Source organism: Amycolatopsis sp. WAC 04182 (genome assembly GCF_003947465.1).
GTDB lineage: Bacteria > Actinomycetota > Actinomycetes > Mycobacteriales > Pseudonocardiaceae > Amycolatopsis.
The window spans coordinates 136,429-160,058 of record NZ_QHJJ01000006.1; the positions used below are offsets into that span (position 1 = coordinate 136,429).

Annotated in this window: 17 protein-coding genes; 7 read left to right on the top strand and 10 right to left on the bottom strand. The window is 67.9% G+C overall.

The features are described 5' to 3' along the window. The first annotated feature begins 3 nt into the window (after window positions 1-3). Window positions 4-1,869: a molecular chaperone HtpG gene (htpG, locus tag DMH01_RS29950; RefSeq protein ID WP_125680600.1), complete on the top strand. Its 1,866-nt coding sequence runs from the start codon at window positions 4-6 to the stop codon at window positions 1,867-1,869. 62 nt (window positions 1,870-1,931) lie between these two features. Here the strand turns inward: htpG and DMH01_RS29955 are convergent, their stop codons facing one another. The 8 genes from DMH01_RS29955 to DMH01_RS29990 form a co-directional block, all read right to left on the bottom strand. After that, window positions 1,932-3,971: an iron ABC transporter permease gene (locus tag DMH01_RS29955; RefSeq protein ID WP_125680602.1), complete on the bottom strand. Its 2,040-nt coding sequence runs from the start codon at window positions 3,969-3,971 to the stop codon at window positions 1,932-1,934. Continuing rightward, the gene (locus tag DMH01_RS29960; protein WP_125680604.1) at window positions 3,971-4,948 is read right to left on the bottom strand and encodes an iron-siderophore ABC transporter substrate-binding protein; all 978 of its coding nucleotides are present in this window, start codon (window positions 4,946-4,948) and stop codon (window positions 3,971-3,973) included. The genes DMH01_RS29955 and DMH01_RS29960 overlap by 1 nt, the downstream gene beginning before the upstream one ends. Window positions 4,949-4,965: 17 nt before the next feature. Continuing rightward, window positions 4,966-5,781, bottom strand: a complete 816-nt coding sequence (locus tag DMH01_RS29965) for an ABC transporter ATP-binding protein (RefSeq protein WP_125680606.1) — start codon at window positions 5,779-5,781, stop codon at window positions 4,966-4,968. A gap of 72 nt (window positions 5,782-5,853) precedes the next feature. After that, the gene (locus tag DMH01_RS29970; RefSeq protein WP_199745683.1) at window positions 5,854-6,723 is read right to left on the bottom strand and encodes a metal ABC transporter permease; all 870 of its coding nucleotides are present in this window, start codon (window positions 6,721-6,723) and stop codon (window positions 5,854-5,856) included. Next, window positions 6,720-7,463 carry a metal ABC transporter ATP-binding protein gene (locus tag DMH01_RS29975; protein WP_125680608.1) on the bottom strand — a complete coding sequence of 248 codons (744 nt, stop codon included), beginning with the start codon at window positions 7,461-7,463 and terminating at the stop codon, window positions 6,720-6,722. The genes DMH01_RS29970 and DMH01_RS29975 overlap by 4 nt, the downstream gene beginning before the upstream one ends. Continuing rightward, complete coding sequence (locus DMH01_RS29980) at window positions 7,460-8,386, bottom strand: metal ABC transporter substrate-binding protein (protein ID WP_125680610.1); 927 nt, start codon at window positions 8,384-8,386, stop codon at window positions 7,460-7,462. Before DMH01_RS29980 ends, DMH01_RS29975 begins: the two co-directional genes overlap by 4 nt. Window positions 8,387-8,434: 48 nt before the next feature. After that, complete coding sequence (locus DMH01_RS29985) at window positions 8,435-10,534, bottom strand: heterodisulfide reductase-related iron-sulfur binding cluster (RefSeq protein WP_125680612.1); 2,100 nt, start codon at window positions 10,532-10,534, stop codon at window positions 8,435-8,437. 23 nt (window positions 10,535-10,557) lie between these two features. Next, complete coding sequence (locus DMH01_RS29990; RefSeq protein WP_125680614.1) at window positions 10,558-10,995, bottom strand: hypothetical protein; 438 nt, start codon at window positions 10,993-10,995, stop codon at window positions 10,558-10,560. A gap of 234 nt (window positions 10,996-11,229) precedes the next feature. On the opposite strand from DMH01_RS29990, the gene DMH01_RS29995 reads away from it, so the two are divergent. From DMH01_RS29995 to DMH01_RS30010, 4 genes are all read left to right on the top strand, one after another. Beyond that, entirely contained in the window at window positions 11,230-11,814 is a 585-nt protein-coding gene (locus tag DMH01_RS29995) for a hypothetical protein (RefSeq protein WP_125681399.1), read from the top strand. A 17-nt stretch (window positions 11,815-11,831) separates the two neighbouring features. After that, the gene (locus tag DMH01_RS30000; protein WP_125680616.1) at window positions 11,832-13,841 is read left to right on the top strand and encodes a flotillin family protein; all 2,010 of its coding nucleotides are present in this window, start codon (window positions 11,832-11,834) and stop codon (window positions 13,839-13,841) included. Next, on the top strand, window positions 13,838-18,721 hold the full coding sequence (locus tag DMH01_RS30005; RefSeq protein ID WP_125680618.1) for a DNA repair ATPase: 4,884 nt from the start codon (window positions 13,838-13,840) through the stop codon (window positions 18,719-18,721). The genes DMH01_RS30000 and DMH01_RS30005 overlap by 4 nt, the downstream gene beginning before the upstream one ends. Window positions 18,722-18,917: 196 nt before the next feature. Next, on the top strand, window positions 18,918-20,141 hold the full coding sequence (locus tag DMH01_RS30010) for an HNH endonuclease signature motif containing protein (protein WP_233621732.1): 1,224 nt from the start codon (window positions 18,918-18,920) through the stop codon (window positions 20,139-20,141). Window positions 20,142-20,428: 287 nt separating this feature from the next. Here the strand turns inward: DMH01_RS30010 and DMH01_RS30015 are convergent, their stop codons facing one another. After that, window positions 20,429-21,346 carry a helix-turn-helix domain-containing protein gene (locus DMH01_RS30015; protein ID WP_125680620.1) on the bottom strand — a complete coding sequence of 306 codons (918 nt, stop codon included), beginning with the start codon at window positions 21,344-21,346 and terminating at the stop codon, window positions 20,429-20,431. A 183-nt stretch (window positions 21,347-21,529) separates the two neighbouring features. On the opposite strand from DMH01_RS30015, the gene DMH01_RS30020 reads away from it, so the two are divergent. Together DMH01_RS30020 and DMH01_RS30025 are read left to right on the top strand one after the other, a co-directional pair. Further along, a complete protein-coding gene (locus DMH01_RS30020; RefSeq protein ID WP_125680622.1) occupies window positions 21,530-22,732 on the top strand; it encodes a cytochrome P450 in 1,203 nt (400 codons plus the stop codon). A gap of 5 nt (window positions 22,733-22,737) precedes the next feature. Next, window positions 22,738-22,917, top strand: a complete 180-nt coding sequence (locus DMH01_RS30025; RefSeq protein WP_125680624.1) for a ferredoxin — start codon at window positions 22,738-22,740, stop codon at window positions 22,915-22,917. Between the two features lie 44 nt (window positions 22,918-22,961). Here the strand turns inward: DMH01_RS30025 and DMH01_RS30030 are convergent, their stop codons facing one another. Continuing rightward, on the bottom strand, window positions 22,962-23,513 hold the full coding sequence (locus tag DMH01_RS30030) for a snapalysin family zinc-dependent metalloprotease (protein WP_125680626.1): 552 nt from the start codon (window positions 23,511-23,513) through the stop codon (window positions 22,962-22,964). Window positions 23,514-23,630: the final 117 nt, after the last annotated feature.

The window sequence follows — 23,630 nt, forward strand, 5'->3', positions numbered from 1 at the left end:
CGCGTGACAACCTCTGCCGAAACACTCGAGTTCCAGTCGGAGGCACGTCAGCTGCTCCAGCTGATGATCCACTCGATCTACTCGAACAAGGACACGTTCCTGCGGGAACTGGTGTCCAACGCCTCCGACGCACTGGACAAACTCCGCCTCGAAGCGTTCCGCGACAAGGACCTGAAGGCGGACACCGACGATCTCCACATCGAGATCGAGACCGACACCGAAAAGCGCACGCTGACCGTGCGGGACAACGGAATCGGGATGAGCCGGGACGACGTCGTGGCGCTGATCGGCACGATCGCGAAATCCGGCACCGCCGAATTCCTGAAGAAACTGAAGGAGACCAAGGATTCCGCGGCCTCGCAGGATCTGATCGGCCAATTCGGCATCGGCTTCTACGCCAGCTTCATGGTGGCCGACAAGGTCACGCTGCTGACCCGCCGCGCCGGATCGGACGAGGGCGTCCGCTGGGAGTCCGAGGGCGAGGGCACGTACACCATCGAGACGGTGCCGGACCTGCCGCAGGGCACGTCCGTCGTCCTGCACCTCAAGCCCGAGGACACCGAAGACCAGCTCTTCGACTACACCTCGGCCACGAAGATCAAGCAGATCGTCAAGAAGTACTCGGACTTCATCACCTGGCCGATCCGGATGACCGAGGGCGACGAGGTCGTCACGGTCAACTCGATGAAGGCGCTGTGGGCCCGCTCGTCCAGCGACGTCACGGAAGACGAGTACAACGAGTTCTACAAGCACGTCGCGCACGACTGGAACGACCCGCTGGAGACGATCCGGCTCCAGGCCGAGGGCACCTTCGAGTACCAGGCGCTGCTGTTCCTGCCGGGCCACGCGCCGCTCGACCTGTTCATGCGGGAGCGCAAACGCGGCGTCCAGCTGTACGTGAAGCGCGTCTTCATCATGGACGACTGCGAAGCGCTGATGCCGGAGTACCTGCGCTTCGTGAAGGGCGTCGTCGACGCGCAGGACCTCTCGCTCAACGTCTCGCGCGAGATCCTGCAGCAGGACCGGCAGATCCAGCTGATCCGCCGTCGCCTGGTCAAGAAGGTCCTGTCGACGGTCAAGACCCTGATGGCCGACGAGAACCCGTACAAGTACGAGACGTTCTGGAAGGAGTTCGGCCGCGCCGTCAAGGAAGGCCTGCTGGACGACCACGAGAACCGCACCGCGATCCTCGACATCTGCTCGTTCGCCTCGACGAACGATCCGGAGAAGCTCACGTCGCTGCGTGAGTACGTCGAGCGGATGAAGGACGGCCAGGAGCACATCTACTACCTGACCGGCGAGTCGCGGCAGAGCATCGAGAACTCCCCGCACCTGGAAGCCTTCCAGGCCAAGGGTTACGAGGTGCTCGTGCTCACCGACCCGATCGACGAGATGTGGGTCGACGCGGTTCCGGGCTTCGAGGAGAAGCAGTTCCAGTCGGTCGCGAAGGGCGAGGTCGAACTCGACTCCGACACCACCGACGAGCAGAAGGAAGAGTTCTCCGGTCTGCTGACCTGGCTCACGAAGACCCTTTCCGACCAGGTCAAGGAGGTCCGGCTCTCGTCGCGGCTGACGACGTCGCCCGCCTGCATCGTCGGCGACACGAACGACGTCACCCCGACGCTGGAGAAGATGTACCGCGCGATGGGCCAGGAAATGCCGCAGATCAAGCGGATCCTGGAACTCAACCCGGGCCACCCGCTGGTCACCGGGCTGCGGTCCTCGTTCGCTGAGAAGGGCGAGAACGACGGGCTCGCCGAGACCGCGGAGCTGCTGTACGGCATGGCTCTGCTGGCCGAGGGCGGTGAACTGGGCGACCCCGCCCGCTTCACCAAGCTGCTGGCCACCCACCTCCAGAAGACCCTGTAGTTCAAGTACATGAAGGCCCCCTTCCTTGCGCCTAGGTACAGGAAGGGGGCCTTCATGTACTTCTACGGCCGGGTCTTCCAGAGCACCAGCACGAAGTACGGCGTCCCGACCATCGCGATGACCAGGCCCGCCGGGATCTGGGCCGGCGCGATGACCGTCCGCCCGAGGGTGTCCGCGACGCTCACCAGCAGCGCCCCGAGCGCCGCGGCCACCGGGATCACCCGGCCGTGCCGTCCGCCGACGAGCGAACGCGCCAGATGCGGCGCGACCAGCCCGACGAACGCGACCACGCCGATCGCGGACACGGCGGTGGCCGCCAGGATCCCGGAGGCGGCCAGCACGATCAGCCGCGACCGTTCGATGCGCATCCCGAGCACCCGCGGGGTGTCCTCGTCTAGGGCGTGCAGGTCCAGTTCGCGGTGCTTGATCCACAACAACGGCGTCAGCGCGACCAGCGCCAGCGCCACGGGCGCGACCTGTTCCAGCGTGCGGCCGTAGGTCGACCCCGAAAGCCAGGTCAGCGCCTTGGCCGAGTTCCACGGGTCGGAGACCACGATCAGCAGCGTGATCAGCGCCATTCCGGCCGACCAGACCGCGATGCCGATGATCACCAGCCGGTCCGAATCCAGCCCCGACCGCCAAGCCAGCCCGTAGACCAGCACGAACACGACGGCCGCGCCGATACCGGCGGCTCCGGCGATCGACCAGGCGCCGACCGTGGGGACGATGGTGATCAGCGTGATCGCGCCGAGTCCGGCACCCGCGGTGATGCCGAGCAGACCCGGTTCGGCGAGCGGGTTGCGGCTGACCGACTGGATCCCGCAGCCCGACACCGCCAGCGCGGCACCGGCGAGCAGCGCGGCCAGCACCCGCGGAAGTCGTTGGTCCAGCACGAAGGTCAGGGCGGTGCCGGTGTTGCCGGTGACCCAGTTCGCGAGGTCGCCGAGCAGCACCATGCGGTCGCCCAGCATCAGTCCCACGACCGGGACAACGGCGAGCAGCGCCACCAGGACGACGGAAATGACCACGAGCCGCCGGGTCGATCCGGCGACCCCGACCCGTCCTGCCGGAGCCGGACGACGTGAGCCGCTGCCCCGTCCGCGCCGCGCCAGCCACACCATCACGACGGCGCCGACGATCGTGGTCACCACCCCGGTCGGCACCCGCACGGCGGCGGCCGAACCCATGATCGCCCGCAGGACGACGTCGGCGCCGAGCACCGTCACCACGCCGACCAGGCCGGAGACCGGCAGCAGCGCGCGGTGTTTGGCGATCGGCAGCAGCAGCCGCGTGATCACCGGCGCGCTCAGCCCGACGAACCCGACCGGTCCGGCGACGGTCACCGCCGCCGCGGTCAGCGCGACGGTCAGCACGACCGCGCCGACCCTGGTCCGGCGCACCCGCAGGCCGAGCACGGTCGCGTTGTCGTCGCCGAGGGCGAGGACGTCGAGTTTGCGGCCCATCGCGATCAGCGCCGCCACGGCGATCACCACGATCGGCGTCATCTGGGCGGTCGCCCGCAGATCGGAGACGGTGAGCGAACCACTGCCCCAGGCGAACAGCCCGGACGTCTCCTGCTCGAACATGAGCAGCATCAGGATGGTCACCGATTGGAGCGCCAGCAGCACGGCCGAGCCGACGAGCACCAGCCGCGGGCTCGCCGAACCGCCGCCCGCCAGTCCCAGCACGATGACGGCCGCGGCGAGCCCGCCCGCGAACGCCGCCCCGCCCACCGGCACGAGCGGCAGCGAAAGCCCGAACGCGGAGATGGCCACCACGGCGAAATGCGCGCCCGCGTTGACCGCGAGCGTGTCGGGCGAGGCGAGCGGGTTCCGTGCCACGGACTGCATTCCCGCGCCCGCGACGCCGAGCGCGACCCCGAGGAGCAACGCGGCGAGCAGCCGGGGGACGCGCGAACCCTCGAGTACCGCGAGGGTTTGCGCGTCGCCCTGGCCGAAGATCGCCTTCACCACGTCCAGCGGACCGGACGTCGAGGTGCCCTGGGTCAGGTGGACGCCGGCGAGGACGACGATGAGCACCACCAGCCCCGCCGACACCACCGCGGTGCGCACGGCTTGCGGCGCGCGCAGTTCCTTGATCATCAGGCGGTGATGGCCTTCACGATCTGGTCGGCGGTCATGATGACCGACTTCGGCCCGCCGAAGGTCCACGTGCCCGCCTCCAGCTTGTGGATCTTCTTCGAGACCACGAACGGCAGGCGCTGGTAGACGGCGTTCTGCACGAGCCCGGTGGTGAAGACGTCCTCTTCGGACGCGCTGTAGAACAGCACGGTCTTCGGGTCGGTGAGCGCGGTCAGGCCCTCGACGTCGGTCTGGCCGAGACCCCACTGCGGGTCGACCTTGCCGGTCCAGGCGTTCTTGAGGCCGACGGCCTCGGCGGTGTCGGAGACCAGCGAGCCCTTGCCGAACGGGCGGATGCTGACGGTGCTGCCTTCGAGGTAGCCGTCGGCCATCAGGAACGGGGTGCCCGCGACGCCCTTCGCCTCGACGGCCTTCTTGCCCTCGGCGAGTTTGGCGTCCATTTCGGACAGTTGCTTGTCCGCTTCGGACTCCTTGCCGACCGTCTTCGCGATCAGCTTGAAGTCCTCGCGCAGGCGGTCGAAGTTGCGGCTCGCGTCGCTGGCCTTGGTGACCACGACCGGCACGTACTTCTCGATCTGCGGCACCAGCGTCGAGTCGCGCTCCTCGGCCATGATGACGACGTCGGGGTTCAGCCCGACGATCGCGTCGACACTGGGCTCGTTGCGCTTGCCGACGTCCTTGACCTCGGCGGTCAGCGGGGCGGCCTTGTCCCAGACGTTGTAGCCCGCGACGTCCGCGGCGCCGACCGGCATGACCCCGAGCGACGCGACCATCTCGGCCTCGCCCCATTCGAGCGCGACGACCCGCTTGGCCGGGGCCTTGAGGGTGACGGCCTTTCCGCGCGCGTCGGTCACCGTGACCGGTCCGCTCGCGGCGGCGGTGTCGCTCGGCGCGGCGGCGGTGTTCTCGGTGGTGCCGCAGGCGGACAGCAGCAGGGCCGTCGCCGCGACGAGGGCGGCAGGGATTGGCAAACGCATGGTTCTTCCTGGATTTCTCAGGCGGGCCTGGGCGAATGCCGCCCGAGTGGCCTGCAGTGGATCGCGCCCGTCACCGGGTCGTTCGCGACGTGGACGGTGACGCCGTAGGCCCGGGAAAGGTGCTCGGTGGTGAGCACCTCCCCGATGTCACCCGTGGCCACGATGGTTCCCTCGCTCAGCAGCACGACCTCGTCGGCGATGATCGCCGCGTGGTCGAGGTCGTGCAGCACCACGCCGACCGCGACGCCTTCGTTGGCCAGATCGCGGACGACGTCGAGGATCTCGACCTGATAGCGCAGGTCGAGATGGTTGGTGGGCTCGTCGAGCAGCAGCACGGAGGTCTGCTGGGCGAGACAGGACGCGAGCCAGACGCGCTGGAGTTCGCCGCCGGAGAGCTCGTCGACGCCGCGTTCGGCCATCGGCGTCACCCCGGTCAGCTCCATCGCGCGGCGGATCGCGGCGGCGCCGTCGACGTCGACCCCGCGCCAGCCGGAGCGGTACGGGTACCGGCCGTAGGAGACGACGTCGCGCACCGAAACACCGCTCGGCGTGGGCCGGTGCTGGGTCAGCAACGTGACCCGCCGGGCGAACTCCTTGCCGGACAACGCGTTCCCGCCCCAGACGGCGCGTTCCCCGAGGCGGACGTCGCCCTCGCGGGGCTTGTGCAGCCGCGCCAGCGAACGCAGGAGCGTCGACTTGCCGGAGCCGTTCGGCCCGACCAGTGCGGTCACCAGGCCGGCGCGCAGCGACAGGGACACGCCGTCCACCACGGCCCGCTCTTGGTGCGCGAGCACCAGGTCATGGCCGGTGAGCAGCGCGTCTTCCGTAGACATGAGGGGAGCCTAACCTAAGGTCGGGCCGGTACCCATGTCACGAGAGACACAGAGCGCGGGGTGATCGCGCGGTTACGCCGTTCGCGCCAGTTCCCGCCTGCGCCTGGCCAGCCGCTTCCCGATGATTCCGTGCCGCGGCCCGAACAGGTACACCAGCGTGAACCCGGCGCCCTGGACCAGCACGATCATCCCGCCGGACGCGGTGTCGAGGTGATAGCTCAGGTACAGCCCGGTCACCGCCGCGAGCACCGAGAACGACGGCGCGATCACGAGCATCCGGCCGAACCGGTCGGTCAGCAGGTACGCCGTCGCGCCGGGGATGATCAGCATCGCCACCACGAGGATCACGCCGACCACCTGCAGTGCCACCACCGCGGTCAGCGCGAGCAGCCCGAGCAGCGCGGCGCCGAGCACCCGCGGGTTCAGCCCGATGGCGTGCGCGTGCGTGGGATCGAAGGCGTACAAGGTGAAATCGCGGCGTTTGAGCACGAGCACGGTGAGCGTGATCGCGCCGAGGACGCCGATCTGGATCAGATCCGAGGTGTCGACGCCGAGCAGGTTGCCGAAGATGATGTGGTTCAGATCGGTCTGGCTCGGCGTCACCGAGATCAGCACGAGCCCGAGCGCGAACAGCGTGGTGAACACGATCCCGATCGCGGCGTCCTCCTTGACCCGGCTGGTGTCGCGGACGACGCCGATCAGCGCCACGGCGAGGAAACCGAAGACGACGGCGCCCAGTGCGAAGGGCGCGCCGAGGACGTACGCGAGCACGACGCCGGGCAGCACCGCGTGCGAGACCGCGTCGCCCATGAGCGACCAGCCGATCAGCACCAGCCAGCAGGAGAGCACCGCGCAGACCGCCGACGCGATGACCGTGGACGCCAGCGCCCGCACCATGAAGTCGTAGCTCAGCGGTTCGAGGAACAGGTCGTAGAGACTCACGCGAGTTCCTCTTCCCGTTGCAGGACATCGAGTCCGAAGGCCAGCGCGAGATTTTCGGGCCGGAGCACCTCGCCGGGGGAGCCGTGCGCGAGCACCTTGCGCATCAGCAGGATCGCCTCGTCGGCAAGGCCGGGCAGCGCGTGCAGGTCGTGCGTGGAGATCAGGACCGCGGCGCCGTCGGCCGCGAGTTCCTTGAGCAGCCGCGTGATCGTGGCTTCGGACCGTTTGTCGACGCCGGCGAACGGCTCGTCCAGCAGCAGGACACGGGCACCTTGGGCGATGCCGCGCGCGACGAACGCGCGTTTGCGCTGTCCGCCGGACAACTGGCCGATCTGGCGTCCGGCGAGTTCGGTCAGTTCGACCCGCTCCAGCGCGTGGTCGACGGCTTCGTGGTCGGCGCGGCGCGGACGCCGGGTGAAGCCGAGATGCCCGTAGCGGCCGGTCATCACCACGTCCCGCACGGACAGCGGGAACGACCAGTCGACGTCCTCGCTCTGCGGCACGTACCCGATCACGCCGGTCTTGCGGGCGCGGACGGGGGTGCCGCCGTCGATCGACACCGTGCCGATGTCCGGCCGGACCATGCCCATGATCGTCTTGAACAGCGTCGACTTGCCGGAGCCGTTCATCCCGACCAGCCCGCAGACGTGCCCGTGTTCGAGCGTGACGTCGACACCGTCGAGCGCGAGGACGTCGCCATAGTGGACGGTGACGCCTTCGACGCGGATCGCGGCCGTCACGGCTTCGCTCCGGTGAGCGCGGCGACGATCGTCTTCGAGTCGTGGCGGATCAGGTCGAGGTAGGTCGGCACCGGGCCTTCGGGGCCGGACAGGGAATCGACGTACAGCACGCCGCCGAACGCGGCACCGGTCGCGGAGACGACCTGCTGCATCGGGGCGTCGGAGACGGTCGACTCACAGAACACCGCGGGGACCTTGTTCTGCTTGACGAACTCGATGGCGCGGGTGATCTGCTGCGGCGTGGCCTGCTGTTCGGCGTTGACCGCCCAGATGTACCGCTCGGTGAGGCCGGTGTCGCGCGCGAGATAGGAGAAGGCGCCTTCACAGGTGACCAGCGCTCGCTCGTTCTGCGGCAGGCCGCTCAGCGCACCCGTCATCTCGTCCCGCACCTCCTTCAGTTTCGCCTTGTAGGCATCGCCGTTGGCCTTGAACACGGCGGCGTCGCCGGAGGAGAGCTCGCTGAACGCCTTCACCATGTTGTCCACGTAGATACCCACATTCGTCGGAGACATCCACGCGTGCGGGTTCGGCTTTCCCTGATAGGCGTCTTCGCCGATGGCGATGGGCTGGACACCCTCGCTGACCACCTTGTGCGGCGCGTCGCTCTCCTTGACGAACCGGGCGAACCACGCCTCCAGGTTCAGTCCGTTGTCGAGGATCAGGTCGGCCTTCGCGGCCTTCTTGATGTCGTCCGGCGTGGGCTCGTAGCCGTGGATCTCGGCGCCGGGTTTGGTGATCGACTCGACCCGGAGCTTGTCGCCCGCGACGTTCGAGGCGATGTCCGCCAGGACCGTGAACGTGGTCAGCACGACGGGCCGCTTGTCGTCCCCGCCGCCGCTCGTTGTGTCGCCCGCGCTGCCGCAAGCGGACAGGACGAGTGCGGACGCCGCCAGCGCGCACACGGTCTTGCGCAGATTCGCCATACCGCGAGCTTAGAGTTCGGTGCGCCGAACTTCCAACTCTCGTGTGCCTTAAATCTCCGTCGCGGTCCGGTCCCGCTCCCGCACGGTCTCCAGCAGGAGCTGGGAGACGTCGCGCACGGTGACATTCTCGCCACGCTTCTCGCTCTGTCGCTGGACGAGGCCGTCGTTCAGCATCACGCGGCAGAACGGGCAGCCGGTGACGATGGTTTCGGCGTCCGTGCCGAGTGCTTCGTCGACGCGTTCGAGGTTGATGCGCTTGCCGATCTGCTCCTCCATCCACATCCGCGCGCCGCCGGCGCCGCAGCAGAGCGAGCGGTCCGCGTGCCGGGGCATCTCGCTCAGCGTGGCGCCGGTCGCGCCGACGAGTTCGCGCGGCGGCTCGTAGACCTTGTTGTGGCGGCCGAGGTAACACGGGTCGTGGTAGGTCACCGGCCCGGCGTCGACCGGTTTGACCGGCGTCAGCTTGCCCGCCCGGACGAGCCGGTTCAGCAGTTGCGTGTGGTGCAGGACCTCGTAGTGCCCGTCCAGCTGCGGGTACTCGCGGCCGAGCGTGTTGAGACAGTGCGGGCAGGTCGTGACGATCTTGCGCGTGCCCGGTTCGCGGCCTTCGAACACCGCGTTCAGCGTCTCGACCGTCTGCTGCGCGAGCATCTGGAAGAGGAACTCGTTGCCGGAGCGGCGCGCCGGGTCGCCGGTGCAGGACTCGTCGGTGCCGAGGATCGTGTACTTCACCCCGGCGAGGTGCAGCAGCTCGGCGGTGGCGCGGACGGTCTTACGGGCGTTGTCGTCGAACGCGCCCGCGCAGCCGACCCAGTAGACGTACTCGACGTCGTCGGCGAGTTCGCCGTCGAAGATCGGCACCTCGAAGCCGAGGTCCTTCGTCCACGCCAGGCGGTCGGAGTTGTTCTGGCCCCAGGGGTTTCCCTTGGTTTCGAGGTTCTTGAACAGCACACCGAGTTCGCTCGGGAACGCCGACTCGATCATCACCTGGTAGCGGCGCATGTCCACGACGTGGTCGACGTGCTCGATGTCGACCGGGCACTGTTCCACGCAGGCGCCGCAGGTGGTGCACGACCAGAGGACGTCCGGATCGATGACGCCGAAGTCCTCCTTGGTGCCGACCAGGGGACGTTCTTCGGGCGCTTCCTTGCCGTCCAGGATGTACGGCGCCTTCTCGAAGAGGTGGTCGCGCAGATCCATGATCAACAGCTTGGGGGACAAGGGTTTCCCGGTGTTCCACGCCGGGCACTGCGACTGGCAGCGGCCGCATTCGGTGCAGGTGGCGAAGTCGAGCATGCCCTTCCAGGTGAAGTCCTCGATCTTGCCGCGGCCGAACGTGTCGTCCTCGCCCGGGTCCTCGAAGTCGATCGGCTTGCCGCCGGACTCCATCGGCAGCAACGGGCCGAGCGCGTCCGGGAGGCGTTTGGCGGTGACGTTGACCGGCGCCAGGAAGATGTGGAGGTGCTTGGAGTAGAGCACGATCGACAGGAACGCCAGCATCACGCCGATGTGCAGCAGCAGTCCGACGGTCTCCAGCGGCTCGGTGACCGACGGGCCCAGCGGCTCCAGGAGTTCGCCCACGCCAAGGGAAACCCACGCGCCGGACTCGTACGGGAAGACGCCGACCGCCGCAGACGCGCCGCGGAAGAGGAACATCGTCCAGATCACGTTGAAGATCATGAACAGGATCAGCCAGGCGCCGCCGGTGTGCGACCCGAAGAACCGCGACGCGCGGTCTTTCCGTTCGGGGGCCTGGCGGATCCGGATGACCGCGAACACCGCGAGCGAGACGAGCACCGCGACCGCGATGAAGTCCTGAAGGAAGCCCAGCACCGCCCAATGCCCGATGAGCGGGATGTGGAAGTCGTGATCGAACAGGGCGCCGTACGCCTCGACGTAAACGGACCCGAGGATCACGAAACCCCAGAACGTGAAGAGATGCGCGAGCCCGGGGACGGACCATTTGAGCAGTTTGCGCTGTCCGAAGACCTCGGCCAGATGGGTTTTCGCGCGGACCGCCATGACGTCCGAGCGTTTTTCGTCCGGCTGGCCGGAGCGGATCAGTTTGGCGAGCCAGACCGCGCGGCGGGCGGCGAAGGCGAGACCGGCGACGGTGATGAGCAGACCGAGGATGAGACGAACGAGCACGAGTCCTCCGGGGGAGAATCGGCTCAGTGAGAGCCGGTGTAGTACCGGCACGCCTTGCAGGCGTACCGCATTTTGGCCACTCGCCACCGTTTTCGGTAGGCCTCGAGATGTCCCGGCCGTGGCGGATGCACGCCGAGCCTGCGGTGACGGCGGATCCGCCGCCCCGTTTCGAAGAGTTCGGTCGCCAGGCCCAGATAGGCGCGCCTGAGCGCGATCCCCGGCTCCGCGGCGAGAGTGTCCCGGCAGAATCGGTGCAGCAGGGCGAGATCCGGGAGGCCGGGGGTGGTCACGCCCGGCAGATGCTCGACGACGCCGAGGCCGGGATGCCCTGAGGGAACGGAGAATCTGGCGGGGAGTCCACAATGGACACAGGTGAGCGTGCAGCTCAGACATCGGGTGACGTGGCGGATTCGCCGTTCGCGCCGATCCTCGTCGATCGTTTCGCGAACGTGCCACCCCATGGAGCCTCCCAAGACCGTGGTGTGTCCTGTGTCACTCTCAATACTGGAGAGTAGGGCTCGCTCCGCTGGTGCGACAGGCCCAACCGGATGGCTTCGGAGCGGCCGGTCGGCGTAACGCTCCGCGACCCGCACGCCTCCGGGCACCGTGACCCAGTCGTAGCCGAAAACGGCCCGCCCGCCGTCACGCGCTGGTTATAGTCCTGACCCGGGGTAATGGGGGAGGGAACGACGGCGATGGGCGGGTTCGTCACCGCGGCTCTGGGGTTTCCGGCCGTGCTCTTCAGCTTCCTGCTGATCGTGGTGATCGGCTACTGGCTGCTGGCCCTGCTGGGCGCCTTCGACCTCGACGAGTTCGACGGCGGCGACGGGCTCCTGGCCGGTTTCGGCGGCGTCCCACTGTCCCTTTCGCTCTCTTTACTGATCGCATTCACCTGGTTCGCCAGCCTGGCAGGGACGGTTCTACTCGATGACCTGGAGCTTTCGACACCATCGAGGATCGGGCTCGGGACCGGCGTGCTCGCCGTCGCGCTCGTGCTCGGCACACTCGGGACAAGGGTGATCGTGGTGCCGCTACGTCGCGTCTTCGGTCCCGCGAAGGAACCGAGCAGGAAAGACTTCATCGGCCGGGCCGCGGTCATCCGCACCTCGTCGGTCACCCATGACTTCGGCCAGGCCGAAGTCGCCGCCGCCGACGGGTCCACGGCCATTGTGGACGTTCGGCAGGCAGGCGAAGGCAACCTCACGGCGGGCAGCCGCGTAGTTCTCTATGACTACGACTCCGAACGCGAGTTCTTCTGGGTCGAGTCCTTGGACATCTGAAGCAGAAAAGGAACACTATGGGTGCCATCAGCGTGGGGGCCGGCGTACTGATCGCCGTGATAGTTGTCATCCTCCTGGTCTTGCTCTTCACGATCACCAGGTTGTTCAAAAAGGTGCCGCAGGGTAAGGCGCTGATCATCTCGAAGGTCCGCCGCGTCGACGTGACGTTCACCGGCGCGATCGTCCTGCCCGTGCTGCACAAGGCCGAGATCATGGACACCTCGGTCAAGGCCATGGAGATCACCCGGACCGGCCGTGAGGGCCTGATCTGCCGGGACAACATCCGCGCCGACATCCGGATCTCGTTCTTCGTGCGGGTCAACAAGACCGTCGAGGACGTCATCAAGGTCGCGCAGGCCATCGGCACCGAACGCGCGAGCCACGAGGCGACCCTGCAGGAGCTGTTCAACGCCAAGTTCTCCGAGGCGCTGAAAACCGTCGGCAAGCAGCTCGACTTCGTGGACCTCTACACCAAACGTCACGAATTCCGCGATCAGATCATCCGCGTCATCGGCACCGACCTCAACGGGTACAGCCTGGAGGACGCGGCCATCGACTACCTCGAGCAGACGCCGATGGCGCAGCTCGACTCCGCGAACATCCTCGACGCGCAGGGTATCCGCAAGATCACCGAGCTGACCGCGATCGAGCACGTGCGCACCAACGAGTTCCGCCGCAGCGAGGAAAAAGAGATCACCCGCCAGAACGTGGACGCCCGCGAGGCGATCCTGGAACTGGAGCGGCGGCAGGCCGACGCGGAGATCAAGCAGAACCGCGAGGTCGAGACCATGCGGGCGCGTGAAGAGGCCGAGATCGCGAAGGTGCAGGCGGAGGAGCGGCTCAAGTCGCAGGCCGCGCAGCTGCGCACCGACGAGCAGCTCGGCATCCAGCACCAGAACCAGCAGCGTGAGATCGAGGTCGCGGGCAAGAACCGTGAGCGGGTCATCGCCATCGAGAGCGAGCGCATCGAGAAGGACCGGCTGCTCGAGGTCATCGGCCGCGAACGCGAGACCGAGCTGTCCCGGATCGCCAAGGACAAGGAGGTCGAGACCGAGAAGCGGTCCATCGCCGAGGTGATCCGCGAACGGATCGCGGTCGAGAAGACCGTGGCCGAGCAGGAAGAGAACATCAAGAAGCTCCGCGTCGTCGAAGAGGCGGAGCGGCAGCGCTCGGCGATCATCATCCGTGCCGAGGCCGAGGCGCAGGAAAACCTCGTCAAGGACATCAAGGCCGCGGAAGCCGCCGAGGCCGCGTCGAAGCACAAGGCCCGCGAGGAACTGACGCTGGCCGAAGCACGCCAGCAGGCCGCCGAGCTGGACACCCGCGCCAAGATCCGGCTGGCCGAAGGCATCCAGGCCGAGGAGGCCGCCATCGGCCTGGCCGCGGCGCAGGTCAAGGAGCGCGACGCCGACGCGCTGGAGAAGGTCGGCCGGGCCGAGGCGATCGTCGAACGCGAGAAGGCGATCGTGCTCGCCGACGGGATGCGCGACAAGCTCAAGGGCGAGGCCGAAGGTCTCACCGAGAAGGCCGCCGCGATGGCCGCGCTCGACACCGCCAGCCGTCAGCACGAGGAATACCGCTTGCGCTTGGAGGCCGAGAAGGAGATCCGGCTCGCCGCGCTCAACGTGCAGCGCGAGGTCGCCGAGGCGCAGGCCACGGTGCTGGGCATCGGGCTGGAGAAGGCCGACATCGACATCGTCGGCGGCGAGACGATGTTCTTCGAGAAGGTGATCGGCTCGATCGGGCTCGGCAAGAGCGTGGACGGTTTCGTCGAGCACTCGGACGTCGTCCAGACGCTCGGGAAGTCATGGCTCGACGGTTCGGGCAGCTTCACCGACGACCTGACGAAACTGGTCGGCTCGGTGAGCACGGAGGACGTGAAGAACCTGACGCTGTCGGCCTTCCTGGCCAAGCAGTTGCAGGCGGGCGGCCCGGACAGCGACAAGCTGCGTGAGCTGCTGTCGATGGCGCAGCGGCTCGGCCTCGCCGAGACCTCTGTCGCCACCCTCGCCCCCGCGAAGCAGTGACGACGACCGAACCGGCGGCAGGAACGGAGCAGCTGGACGCGGGCACCTATGAGGTGCTCCGCGCCCGGCTCGCCGCACAGGCCGCCGAACTGGCGAAACGCGCGGACGAGCTCAACACGGCGCGGCTCGGGGTCTTCGGCAGCGCGCAGCTCGCGCTGATCGGCACGGAGCGGATCCGCACCGCGAACAACTGCGTGCCGCGGGACGTCGTGTCGGTCGGCGGGCGGATGTTGTTCGGCTACAACGTCTTCATCGGCCTCAAGCCCGAGACGACGGTCGATGACGTCTTTTCGTTGCACGGCTTCAGTCATGACGAAGAAGCGTTCCGCTTCGACGACGTGCCTGCCGAGGAACTGCCGGAGCTGCTGCGCGACGAGCGGTTCGTCCGCGACTTCGCCGAGCTGTACCGGTATTACCGGCAGGCGAAGCTGCTGCAGCTGCGGCGGGTCGAGGGCAAACTGCTCGCGGTGTTCCAGATCGGTCCGCGGACCGAGGACATCCGCGTGCTGCGCTGGGGGATCGCCGCCGACGGCGCGGTGTCCTATGTGGACAGCCGAGGTGAACGCGACCACGTCTTCCCGCCGTCGCACGACTTCGAATGGATCGAGACGAGCCGCGAACAGCACGTCCTCGGACGGCATCCGCATATCTCGATCGAGGACGAGGTGTTCGTCGAGACCGTCGGCGGCAACCTGACGATCAAGGTCGAGAACAACACCGAAACCGGTGAGGGCGTTTACGCCGAGGCAGTCGACGAGCCACTGCAGAGCCTCGCCGACGCCGAGGTCTCCTACGCCAGGATCGGCCCGCTGATCCTGCTGCGGGTGCTGCCGTACAAGGAGACCGTGCACCGGTACCTGGTGTTCAACACCCGCACGCGCGACGTCGTGCGCCTCGACGGGATCGGGCAGGCGTGCCAGCGGCTGCCCGAGGACCACGGGATCATCTTCCCCGGCGGCTACTACCTCGACACGGGTGTCAGCAAGACGTTCGACACCACCGTGGACGGTCTCGAATTCGAGCGGGTGATCCGCTCGCCCAACGGCGAGGACGTGCTCTACGTCTTCCACGCGCGGACCGACGGACGTTCGCTTCTCCTGCCGTACAACGTGATCCGCAAAGAGGTCTCGAACCCGATCCCGTGCCACGGGTATTCGCTGTTCGACGACGGCACGATGGTGCTGTTCCGCGCGCTGTCGGACGAGCCGAGCCGTGTGCACCCGATGCAGGTGTGGCGGACGCCGTTCCAGTCGGACACGTACGCCGCGTCGCAGCCCGCCGGGACCGGGCCGCTGGAGCGGGTCGGCAACGCCGATCTGGTCCGCGGGATCTCCGACTGTCTCTCGATCGGCCGGATGGTCGGCGAGATGGCGCCGTCGGCGGCGGTGTTCGAAGCTCTGATCGCCGCGTGCGCGAGGGTCTTCGACCATTACCACTGGCTCGGCGAGGCCGAACTCGGCGATCTGCGGTCGCCGCTGTCGGACGTCCGGGTCACCGCGGAACAGGTGCTCGACGAGTTCGAGACGGTCACCGCGCTCACCTCGCAGGCGGCCGACGCCGTCGAAGAAGCCGCCGCGGAAACCGCCTCGCTCGTGCGGAAGGTGCGGGGCGAGGCGCTGAACGCGGCCGACGCGTGGGTGCGCAGGCTCGCCGAAATGCACCGCGCGCGAGGACATCTCGTCACCGTCCGGGAACTGCGCTATGTCGACACGGGCCGCGTCGACAAGCTGATCGCCGACCTCGACACGGAATTCGGCGAGGCCGCTCAGCGCGCCGTCCGGTTCCTGCAGGGCGAAGACGCGTTCACGAGCTACCACGCCGAGGTCGACGGGCTGATCGAGGCCGCGGGCGCGATCTCCACGGTCGCCGAGGCCGTCCCGGTCGCCGAACAGCTGGACGAACAGTCCGGCGGACTCGAAGTCCTCACCGACGTCGTCGGCGGCCTGGACATCGCGGACGCCGTGGTGCGGACGAAGATCCTCGAACGCGTCGGCGAGGTCATCGGCGCGGTCAACCGGGCACGGGCCACCCTCGAAGCGCGTCGCAAGGAACTGCTGGAGACCGAGGGCCGGGCGGAGTTCGCCGCCGAGTTCGCGCTGCTCGCGCAGGCGATCACCGGCGGTCTCGCGGTCGCGGACACTCCCGACCGTTGCGACGAGCAGCTCGGCAGGTTGCTGCTGCAGCTGGAAAACCTCGAGTCGCGGTTCGGCGAGTTCGACGACTTCCTCGCGTCGCTCGGCGAGAAGCGCACCGACGTCTACGAGGCGTTCTCCTCTCGCAAGCAGGCGCTGCTCGACGAGCGGGCGCGTCGGGCGGATCGGCTGGTCGACTCGGCCGAGCGGATCCTTTCGAGCGTCACCAGGCGGGTCGGCACGCTCGGTTCGGTCGACGAGATCAACACCTACTTCGCCTCCGACCCGATGGTCGCGAAGCTGCGCAGCGTCGTCGCCGAACTGCGGGACCTCGGCGACCAGGTACGCGCCGAAGAACTCGAAGGCCGGGTCAAGGCCGCCCGTCAGGAGGCAGGCCGCGCGCTGCGTGACCGGCTCGACCTCTACGGCGAGGGCGGCGAGACGATCCGCCTCGGCCGCAACACCTTCGCGGTCAACACGCAGGACATCGACCTCACCCTGGTGCCGCACGACGGCGGGATGAAGTTCGCGATCACCGGGACCGACTACCGCTCGCCCGTACGGGATTCCTCGTTCGAGGCGACGCGGCAGTACTGGGACCAGCTGCTGGTCTCGGAATCGCCCGAGGTCTATCGCGCCGAGTACCTGGCGACGTCGATCCTGGCCGAACAGCCGGAGCTGCAGGAAGCCGATCTGCTGGACGTCGTCCGGCGGGTGGCGGGCGACCGCTACGACGAGGGTTACGCGCGTGGAGTGCACGACCACGACGCCGCCGCGATCCTGTCGGTGTTGGTGCGCCTGCGATCCGGGGCCGGGCTCCTGTGTTATCCGCCCGCCGCCCGGGCCGCCGCCCAGCTGTTCTGGGCCTTCGGTGCCGATGAGGCGACGAAGGCCGCGTGGACGACGCGCTCCGCGTCGCTCGCGCGAGTGCGCGAGGCGTTCGGGCACACCACGGCGATCGATTCGCTGGCTCGGGAACTCACCGAGGCGATGAGCGCGTTCGCCACGTCGTCCGGCCTGACGTTGGACCTCGAACTCGCCGGCGAGTACCTGTTCGAGGAATTGGCCGACGCGTCGCCGGGTTTCGTCACCAGCGCCGGCGCGCGGACCCTGCTCGACAAGTTCCGGCTCGACCGCCGGAGCTTCGCCGAAGACCTGCGTGCCCTCGAAGACCTCGCGGATCGTCACCAGCTCGCCGAGGCCTGGCTTTGGTCCTTTGTGGACTCAGCCGGTCTTTCTAGGGATGAACTCGCAGAGGCCGTCGTGATCGAACTGGCCGACTTGCCCCGCTACGATTCATCGGCGGAGCTTTCGGCCACTGTGGACGGTCTGCTCGGCTCGCATCCACGGATCGTCAACCGGTCCCTGACCCTGCGGCTCGACGAGACGCTGGCCAGGACGCTCCGGTTCCGGCGTGACCGGGTGCCGGGTTTCCGGGCGTACCAACGGCTGCGCAACGACCTGGTGGCTGCCGAACGCGACAGGCTCCGGCTGTCCGAGTACAAGCCGAAGGTGATGAGTGCCTTCGTGCGCAACAGGTTGCTCGACGAGGTCTATTTGCCGTTGATCGGCGACAACCTCGCCAAGCAACTCGGCGCGACCGGCGACGCGCGGCGGACCGACCAGTCCGGTCTGCTGCTGCTCATCTCGCCGCCCGGTTACGGCAAGACGACGCTCATGGAGTACGTCGCGAGCCGCCTCGGGCTGGTGTTCGTCAAGGTGAACGGCCCGGCGCTCGGACACGAGGTCACGTCGGTGGATCCGGCGGACGCGCCCAACGCGACCGCGCGGCAAGAGGTCGAAAAGATCTCGTTCGCGCTGGAGCAGGGCAATAACGTGTTGTTGTATCTGGACGACATCCAGCACACCTCGCCGGAACTGCTGCAGAAGTTCATCTCGCTGTGCGACGCGCAACGGCGGATGGAAGGCGTCTGGGAAGGCCGGACGCGGACGTATGACCTGCGGGGCAAGCGGTTCGCGGTCTGCATGGCGGGTAACCCGTATACCGAGCAGGGCAAGCGTTTCCGGATCCCGGACATGCTCGCCAACCGCGCGGACGTGTGGAACCTCGGCGATGTACTGTCGGGCAAGGAAGAACTGTTCGCGCTGAGCTACATCGAGAACTCGCTCACCGCGAACACCGTCCTGGCCCCACTGGTCTCACGCGAACGGTCCGATGTGGACGTTCTCGTCCGGCTGGCCCGCGGCGACGGTTCGGTGCGGGCGGATCAGCTGAAGCACGCGTACTCGGCGACCGAACTGGAGCAGATCCTCGCCGTACTGCGGAAACTGATCAAGGTGCAGCGGATCATCCTGACGAACAACCAGGCGTACATCGCTTCCGCGGCGCAAGCGGACTCGTCCCGGGTCGAACCGCCGTTCCAGCTGCAAGGCTCGTACCGGAACATGAACAAACTCGCCGGTCGGATCGTGCCCGCGATGAACGACGCCGAGCTGGAAGCACTGATCGACGACCACTACGCCGGCGAAGCGCAGACGCTCACCTCCGGCGCCGAAGCGAACCTGCTGAAACTGGCGGAACTTCGCGGCCGTCTGAGCGCGGCGCAGGCGCAACGGTGGGCGGACGTGAAGGCGGCCTACCTGCGCGCACAAGCCCTGGGTGGGGACGACGAGGACCCGATGAGCCGCGCGGTCGGCGCGATGGGCTTGCTGGCGGACCGGGTGGGCGCGGTCGAAGCGGCTATCGAGCGCGCTTCGGAGCGGATGGTCGTGCGGGACGTGATGTAGTCCGGGTTTGGCTTGCTGGGCGGCCCATTGCCGGGAAACGGCGATGGGCCGCCCTGGTTTTTGTCGTGGCTATCGGCGACACCCCTTTCCGGCACCCTTCGTTGCCGAAAATCGGTAATGCTTTGTGGTGTCCTCAGGGTCGGTTTTTGTCGGTGGTGGGTCGTATGTTCGTGGGGTGGATACTCATTCCGCGCCGGTGGCGCTTCTGGAAAACCTCACCGACCCAGCTGTGCTGGCCTCGGTGAATGATGTTGTGGATTCCTTGGACGACAAGGATTCCGTGGCGCTTGCCGAGGCGGCGTCGGCGGGGATCGCACGGTTGGAGGCGATCCGGTTCCGGGCTGTGGCGCAGCTGAACCGGCACCGCGACGGCGCCCGCAGCGTCACCCAAGAAGTCGCGTTCGCCCTGTCCGTTGTGGACAATCACGCGGGTGCTCTGGTCGCCGCGGCGGAGGCGTTGACCACTCGTCTGCCCCGCACCCTGGGTTTGATGGATCAAGGGAAACTCGGCGGGTTCGGTGCGCTGAAAGTCGCCACCGCCACCTCGTGGCTCTCCGACGACGACGCGCGTGCCGTCGACGCGGTCTTGGAGGACCGGATCGCGGACAAAAACCCCGACCAGATCCGCAAAGCCGCCAACCATGCGGCCAACACGATCGATCCCGAGGGTGCCGACCGGCGGGCTTCGCGTGATCGTGACGGCCGCCGTCTCACCCTGCGTCACGGCGAGACCGGGGTCGCCTCCATCGAGGTCGAAGACGCCCCCGTGGAGAAGGCGGCCGCCGCCTACCAGCGCATCGATCGCGAAGCGCGATCCCTGAAAACCGGCGGTGAGACCCGCACCCTGGACCAGTTGCGTGCCGATGTCGCTCTCGATCTCCTCCTCGGCGGCCAGGGTGGTGCGAGTGAGCGTTGTGAGGTGTTTCTGTACATGGACCTGTTCACCTACCTCGGCCTGAATGATGAGCCGGCGGAGCTGGCGGGGCATGGGTCGCTGCCTGCGGGGCTGGCCCGGCACATCGCGACCGGGCCGAACACGGTGTTGCGGCGGATCATCACCGACCCGCTCTCCGGGCAGGTCCTCGATTTGGGCCGGGACCGCTACCGGCCCACGGCGGGGCTGGACGAGTTCGTGCGGGTGCGGGACCGCGAGTGCCGAAGACCCGGCTGCCACCGGCCCGCCCAGGCCTGCGACATCGATCATTCGCTGCCGTGGCAGCACGGCGGCCACACCAACGCCGACGAGCTGGTCGATCTCTGCCGCCGGGATCATCGGCTGAAGGACGAACCCGGCTGGACCTACCGGCTCGCCTCCGACGGCACCCTCACCATCACCACCCCCACCGGTCAGACCTACGACAGCACAACACCCCCGCTTCACCCACCCCGGCCACCAGCCGACGGACCGCCACCGTTCTGAGCCGGTCGCCGGAAAACGGCGACAGCCCCTGCCGGGGTTGCCGCCATGCACCCTGCCCGAGCCGGAAACGGCGATGGCGCGCTGGCGCGTTGCCGGAGAATGGCAACAGCCCTCTCCACAAAGGGTCTTCAACTACCAGGGCTCCACGACGCACCAGCCACATAGCCGAAAAACGGCAACGACTGACCCCTGCGGTAGCTAGCTCTCCGGCTACCACGCCGTCGCGACGATCCACCCTCAAGAGCCGACGCCCCCGGCGAGCAGCCCTCGCCGGAAAACGGCAACCCCTAGGACAAAGCAGCCATCTGCGCACCAGTGAGCCGTTCCACCAAAGGAACCGCCCGATACTCCCCATCACGACAATCCACCCGGACCGGGCCGGCGATATGCGGATGGTCCTCCGTCACCCGCAAGGCGGCCGCGACCCGCTCGGTCGACCACTCCAAGGCCGAAGCGAGAGCCGGAAGTGACAGCGCGCGGCCGGCGTGCAGAAGTGCGGTGAGTACGGTCAAAGCGTCACCGGCGAAGATCGCGACGCGGTCGTCGTGCATGACTTCGTCGATGCGTGCGTGGAAGCGGGAGAGGTCGTCCAAGCGGGCGCCCGCGGGGGTCGCGACGCCGAGGACTTCGGCGCCCTGGCGGGAGACCTTCACCCATTCCTGGTTCGAGCGGACGCTTTCGGCCCAGACTCGCTGCGGCATTTCCTCGTCGATGACGTACTGCTCCCGGCGGCCGTCCCGTTCCCGCCGGAGCATCGCTTGTGCTTCCAGGTAGGCGACGGCGTTCGAGATCGAGGCCGGGCTGACCTGGAGCCGCCGGGCGAGTTCGGCGGCGGTGAGCACGCCGTCGTCGCTGACGGCCAGGCACGCGAGGACGCGCGCGGTCATGCGGGGGAGTCCGGTCGCCACGATCATTTCGGCGAAGTCGGTTTCGAAGGCGCGTACGGCTTCCGGGTCCCGGCCGTAGCCGTTCTCGACGACGGGGGCGGTGCGCGGTTGCGGTTTGCGGCGCCGGGCGCGTTCGCCGGTGACGCGGTTCGCTTCTTCGGCGCGGTAGCCGGACCGGCCGCTGTTGCGCGCGACCTCGCGGCTGATCGTCGACGTCGGCCGCCCGAGCCGCCGGGCGATCTCGGCGTAACCGAGACCGTCCTTGAGCCAGGACGCGATCAGCCGGCGGTCCTCCTGGGTCAGCCTGCCACCGGGCAAGGGCACCTCCTGTGCGTTCAGGCGCAGATCATTGCAACGAGACGTTGCATTCAGCGTCACGACCGTTGCAACGATTTGCCGAAATCTACCAGCAACAACAGCAAAAAGGCCAGTCCGTAGCTTTGAGGCAGATGTAAATGCAACGTAGCCTTTGGGTATCGGTAAAAACTGGGAGGAACAGAAATGACCACCTCGGTCCCTCATCTCACCGAGATACCCCTCGAACGGCCGAAGGGCTGCCCGTTCGACCCGCCCGCCGAGCTCGGCACGCTGCGCGACGAGCACCCGCTCGTCCGGCTGACGTTCCCCGACGGGCACGAAGGCTGGCTGGCGACGGGGCACGCGATCGCCCGGGCCGTCCTCGCGGATCCGCGGTTCAGTGCCCGGCAGGAGCTGATGCACTCGCCGTTGCCGGGCGCGGCCGCGATGGTGGAGATGCCGCCGGCTGCCCCGGGGATGTTCATCAGGATGGACGGCGCGGAGCACGCGCGGTACCGCAAGCTGCTCACCGGCAAGTTCACCGTCCGCCGGATGCGGCTGCTCTCCGAACGGGTGGAGCAGGTGACCACCGAGTATCTCGACGCGATGGAACGGCAAGGAGCGTCGGCAGACCTGGTGACGGCCTTCGCGCAGCCCATTCCGGCGCTGATGATCTGCGAGCTGCTCGGCGTCCCCTACGAAGACCACGAGTTCTTCCGCCGCAACGTCCTGCCGCTGAACCTGCCGGACGCTCCCGCCGAGGAGCAGGAAGCCGCCATCAACGCGCTGGGGGAGTACCTCTACAAGCTCATCCTGGCGAAACGGGCCGAGCCGACCGACGACATCCTCGGCGAACTGACGACCACGGAACTCACCGACGAGGAGCTCACCAGTATCGCGTTCCTCTTGCTGGGAGCCGGTTTGGACACCACGGCCAATATGCTCGCGCTGGGCACTTTCGCCTTGCTGCAGCATCCGGACCAGCTCGCGATCTTGCGCGAGGACCCGGAGCGGATCGAAGGCGCGATCGAGGAACTGCTGCGCTACCTGACGATCGCGCACACCGGTGCGCGCACCGCGCTCGAAGACGTCGAGATCGGCGGTCAGCTCGTCAAAGCGGGGGAGGCGGTCGCGCTGTCGGGCATGGCGGCCAACCGTGATCCGCTGAAGTTCCCGGATCCCGACCGGCTCGACGTCCGCCGGAACGCCGCCGGGCACGCCTCCTTCGGGCACGGGGTCCACCAGTGCCTCGGCCAGCAGCTCGCGCGGGTCCAGATGAAGGTCGCCTTCACCGGGTTGCTCGCCAGGTTCCCGAGGCTGCGCCTCGCCGTTCCGGCCGAAGAGATCCCGATGCGGACGGACTCCGACATCTACGGGGTCTACGCGCTCCCGGTGGCGTGGGACTGATCGCGATGAAACTCGAAGTGGACCGGGACCGCTGTGTGGGCGCCGGAATGTGCGTGCTGACCGCGCCCGAGGTGTTCGCACAGGACGATGAGGACGGCCGGGTCCGGTTGCTGGACCCGGAACCGGCCGACATCGGCGACGCCGTGCAGTCGTGCCCGGCGGCGGCGATCACGGCGAAGGTCTAGAAACCGGGCCAGGGGGTGCCGGGCGGGCACCCCCTGGCGCGGGATCAGCCGACGTCCGCGAGGACCTTGCCCGCGTCGGCGCTCTGCACCGCGGTGCCGGCGTAGAGCTGCTGGACCCTGGACTTCTCCTGCGCGTTCGGGTTCACGCTCTTGCAGCTGACGCCACCGGTCGAGCCGGACATCAGCGACGAGCACGGGCCGGGCTTCACGTCGGGCAGGCCGAGGCTGTGCCCGAGTTCGTGGGAAGCGATCCGCGGCGTGTAGTAACCCTGCTGGACGGCCTGCCGCCCCATCCACACGGTGACCGTGCCGCTGGGGCGGACCGGGCCGAGCGTGGCGCGCGGCCAGCCGTTGTCGGCGATGACCCGGATGTTGACCCGCTGCCCCGGCGTCGCCTTCACGATCCGGACGTTGGTGACGTTGGTGTTCCAGACGTTGACGCCGGCGGCCACCGCGTCCTTGAACTCCGCGGCCTGGCTGTCGTCGTAGGTCAGGGTGGTCGCCATGATCTCGGCGGCACCGGCGGAGGGTGCCGAAAGCACCGAGACGGAGAGCGCGGCGCCGGTGAGCACCGCGGCGAAGGTACGTCGAAGCACGTTGAACTCCTCGCGTTTAAAGCGTGCTGGAATTTCGGAGCACTGTCGACCCTGACCCTTTCGCGGCGCTCGGGGTACCCGCCGATAGTCGCCTGTCGTTAACCATGATCTTGACGC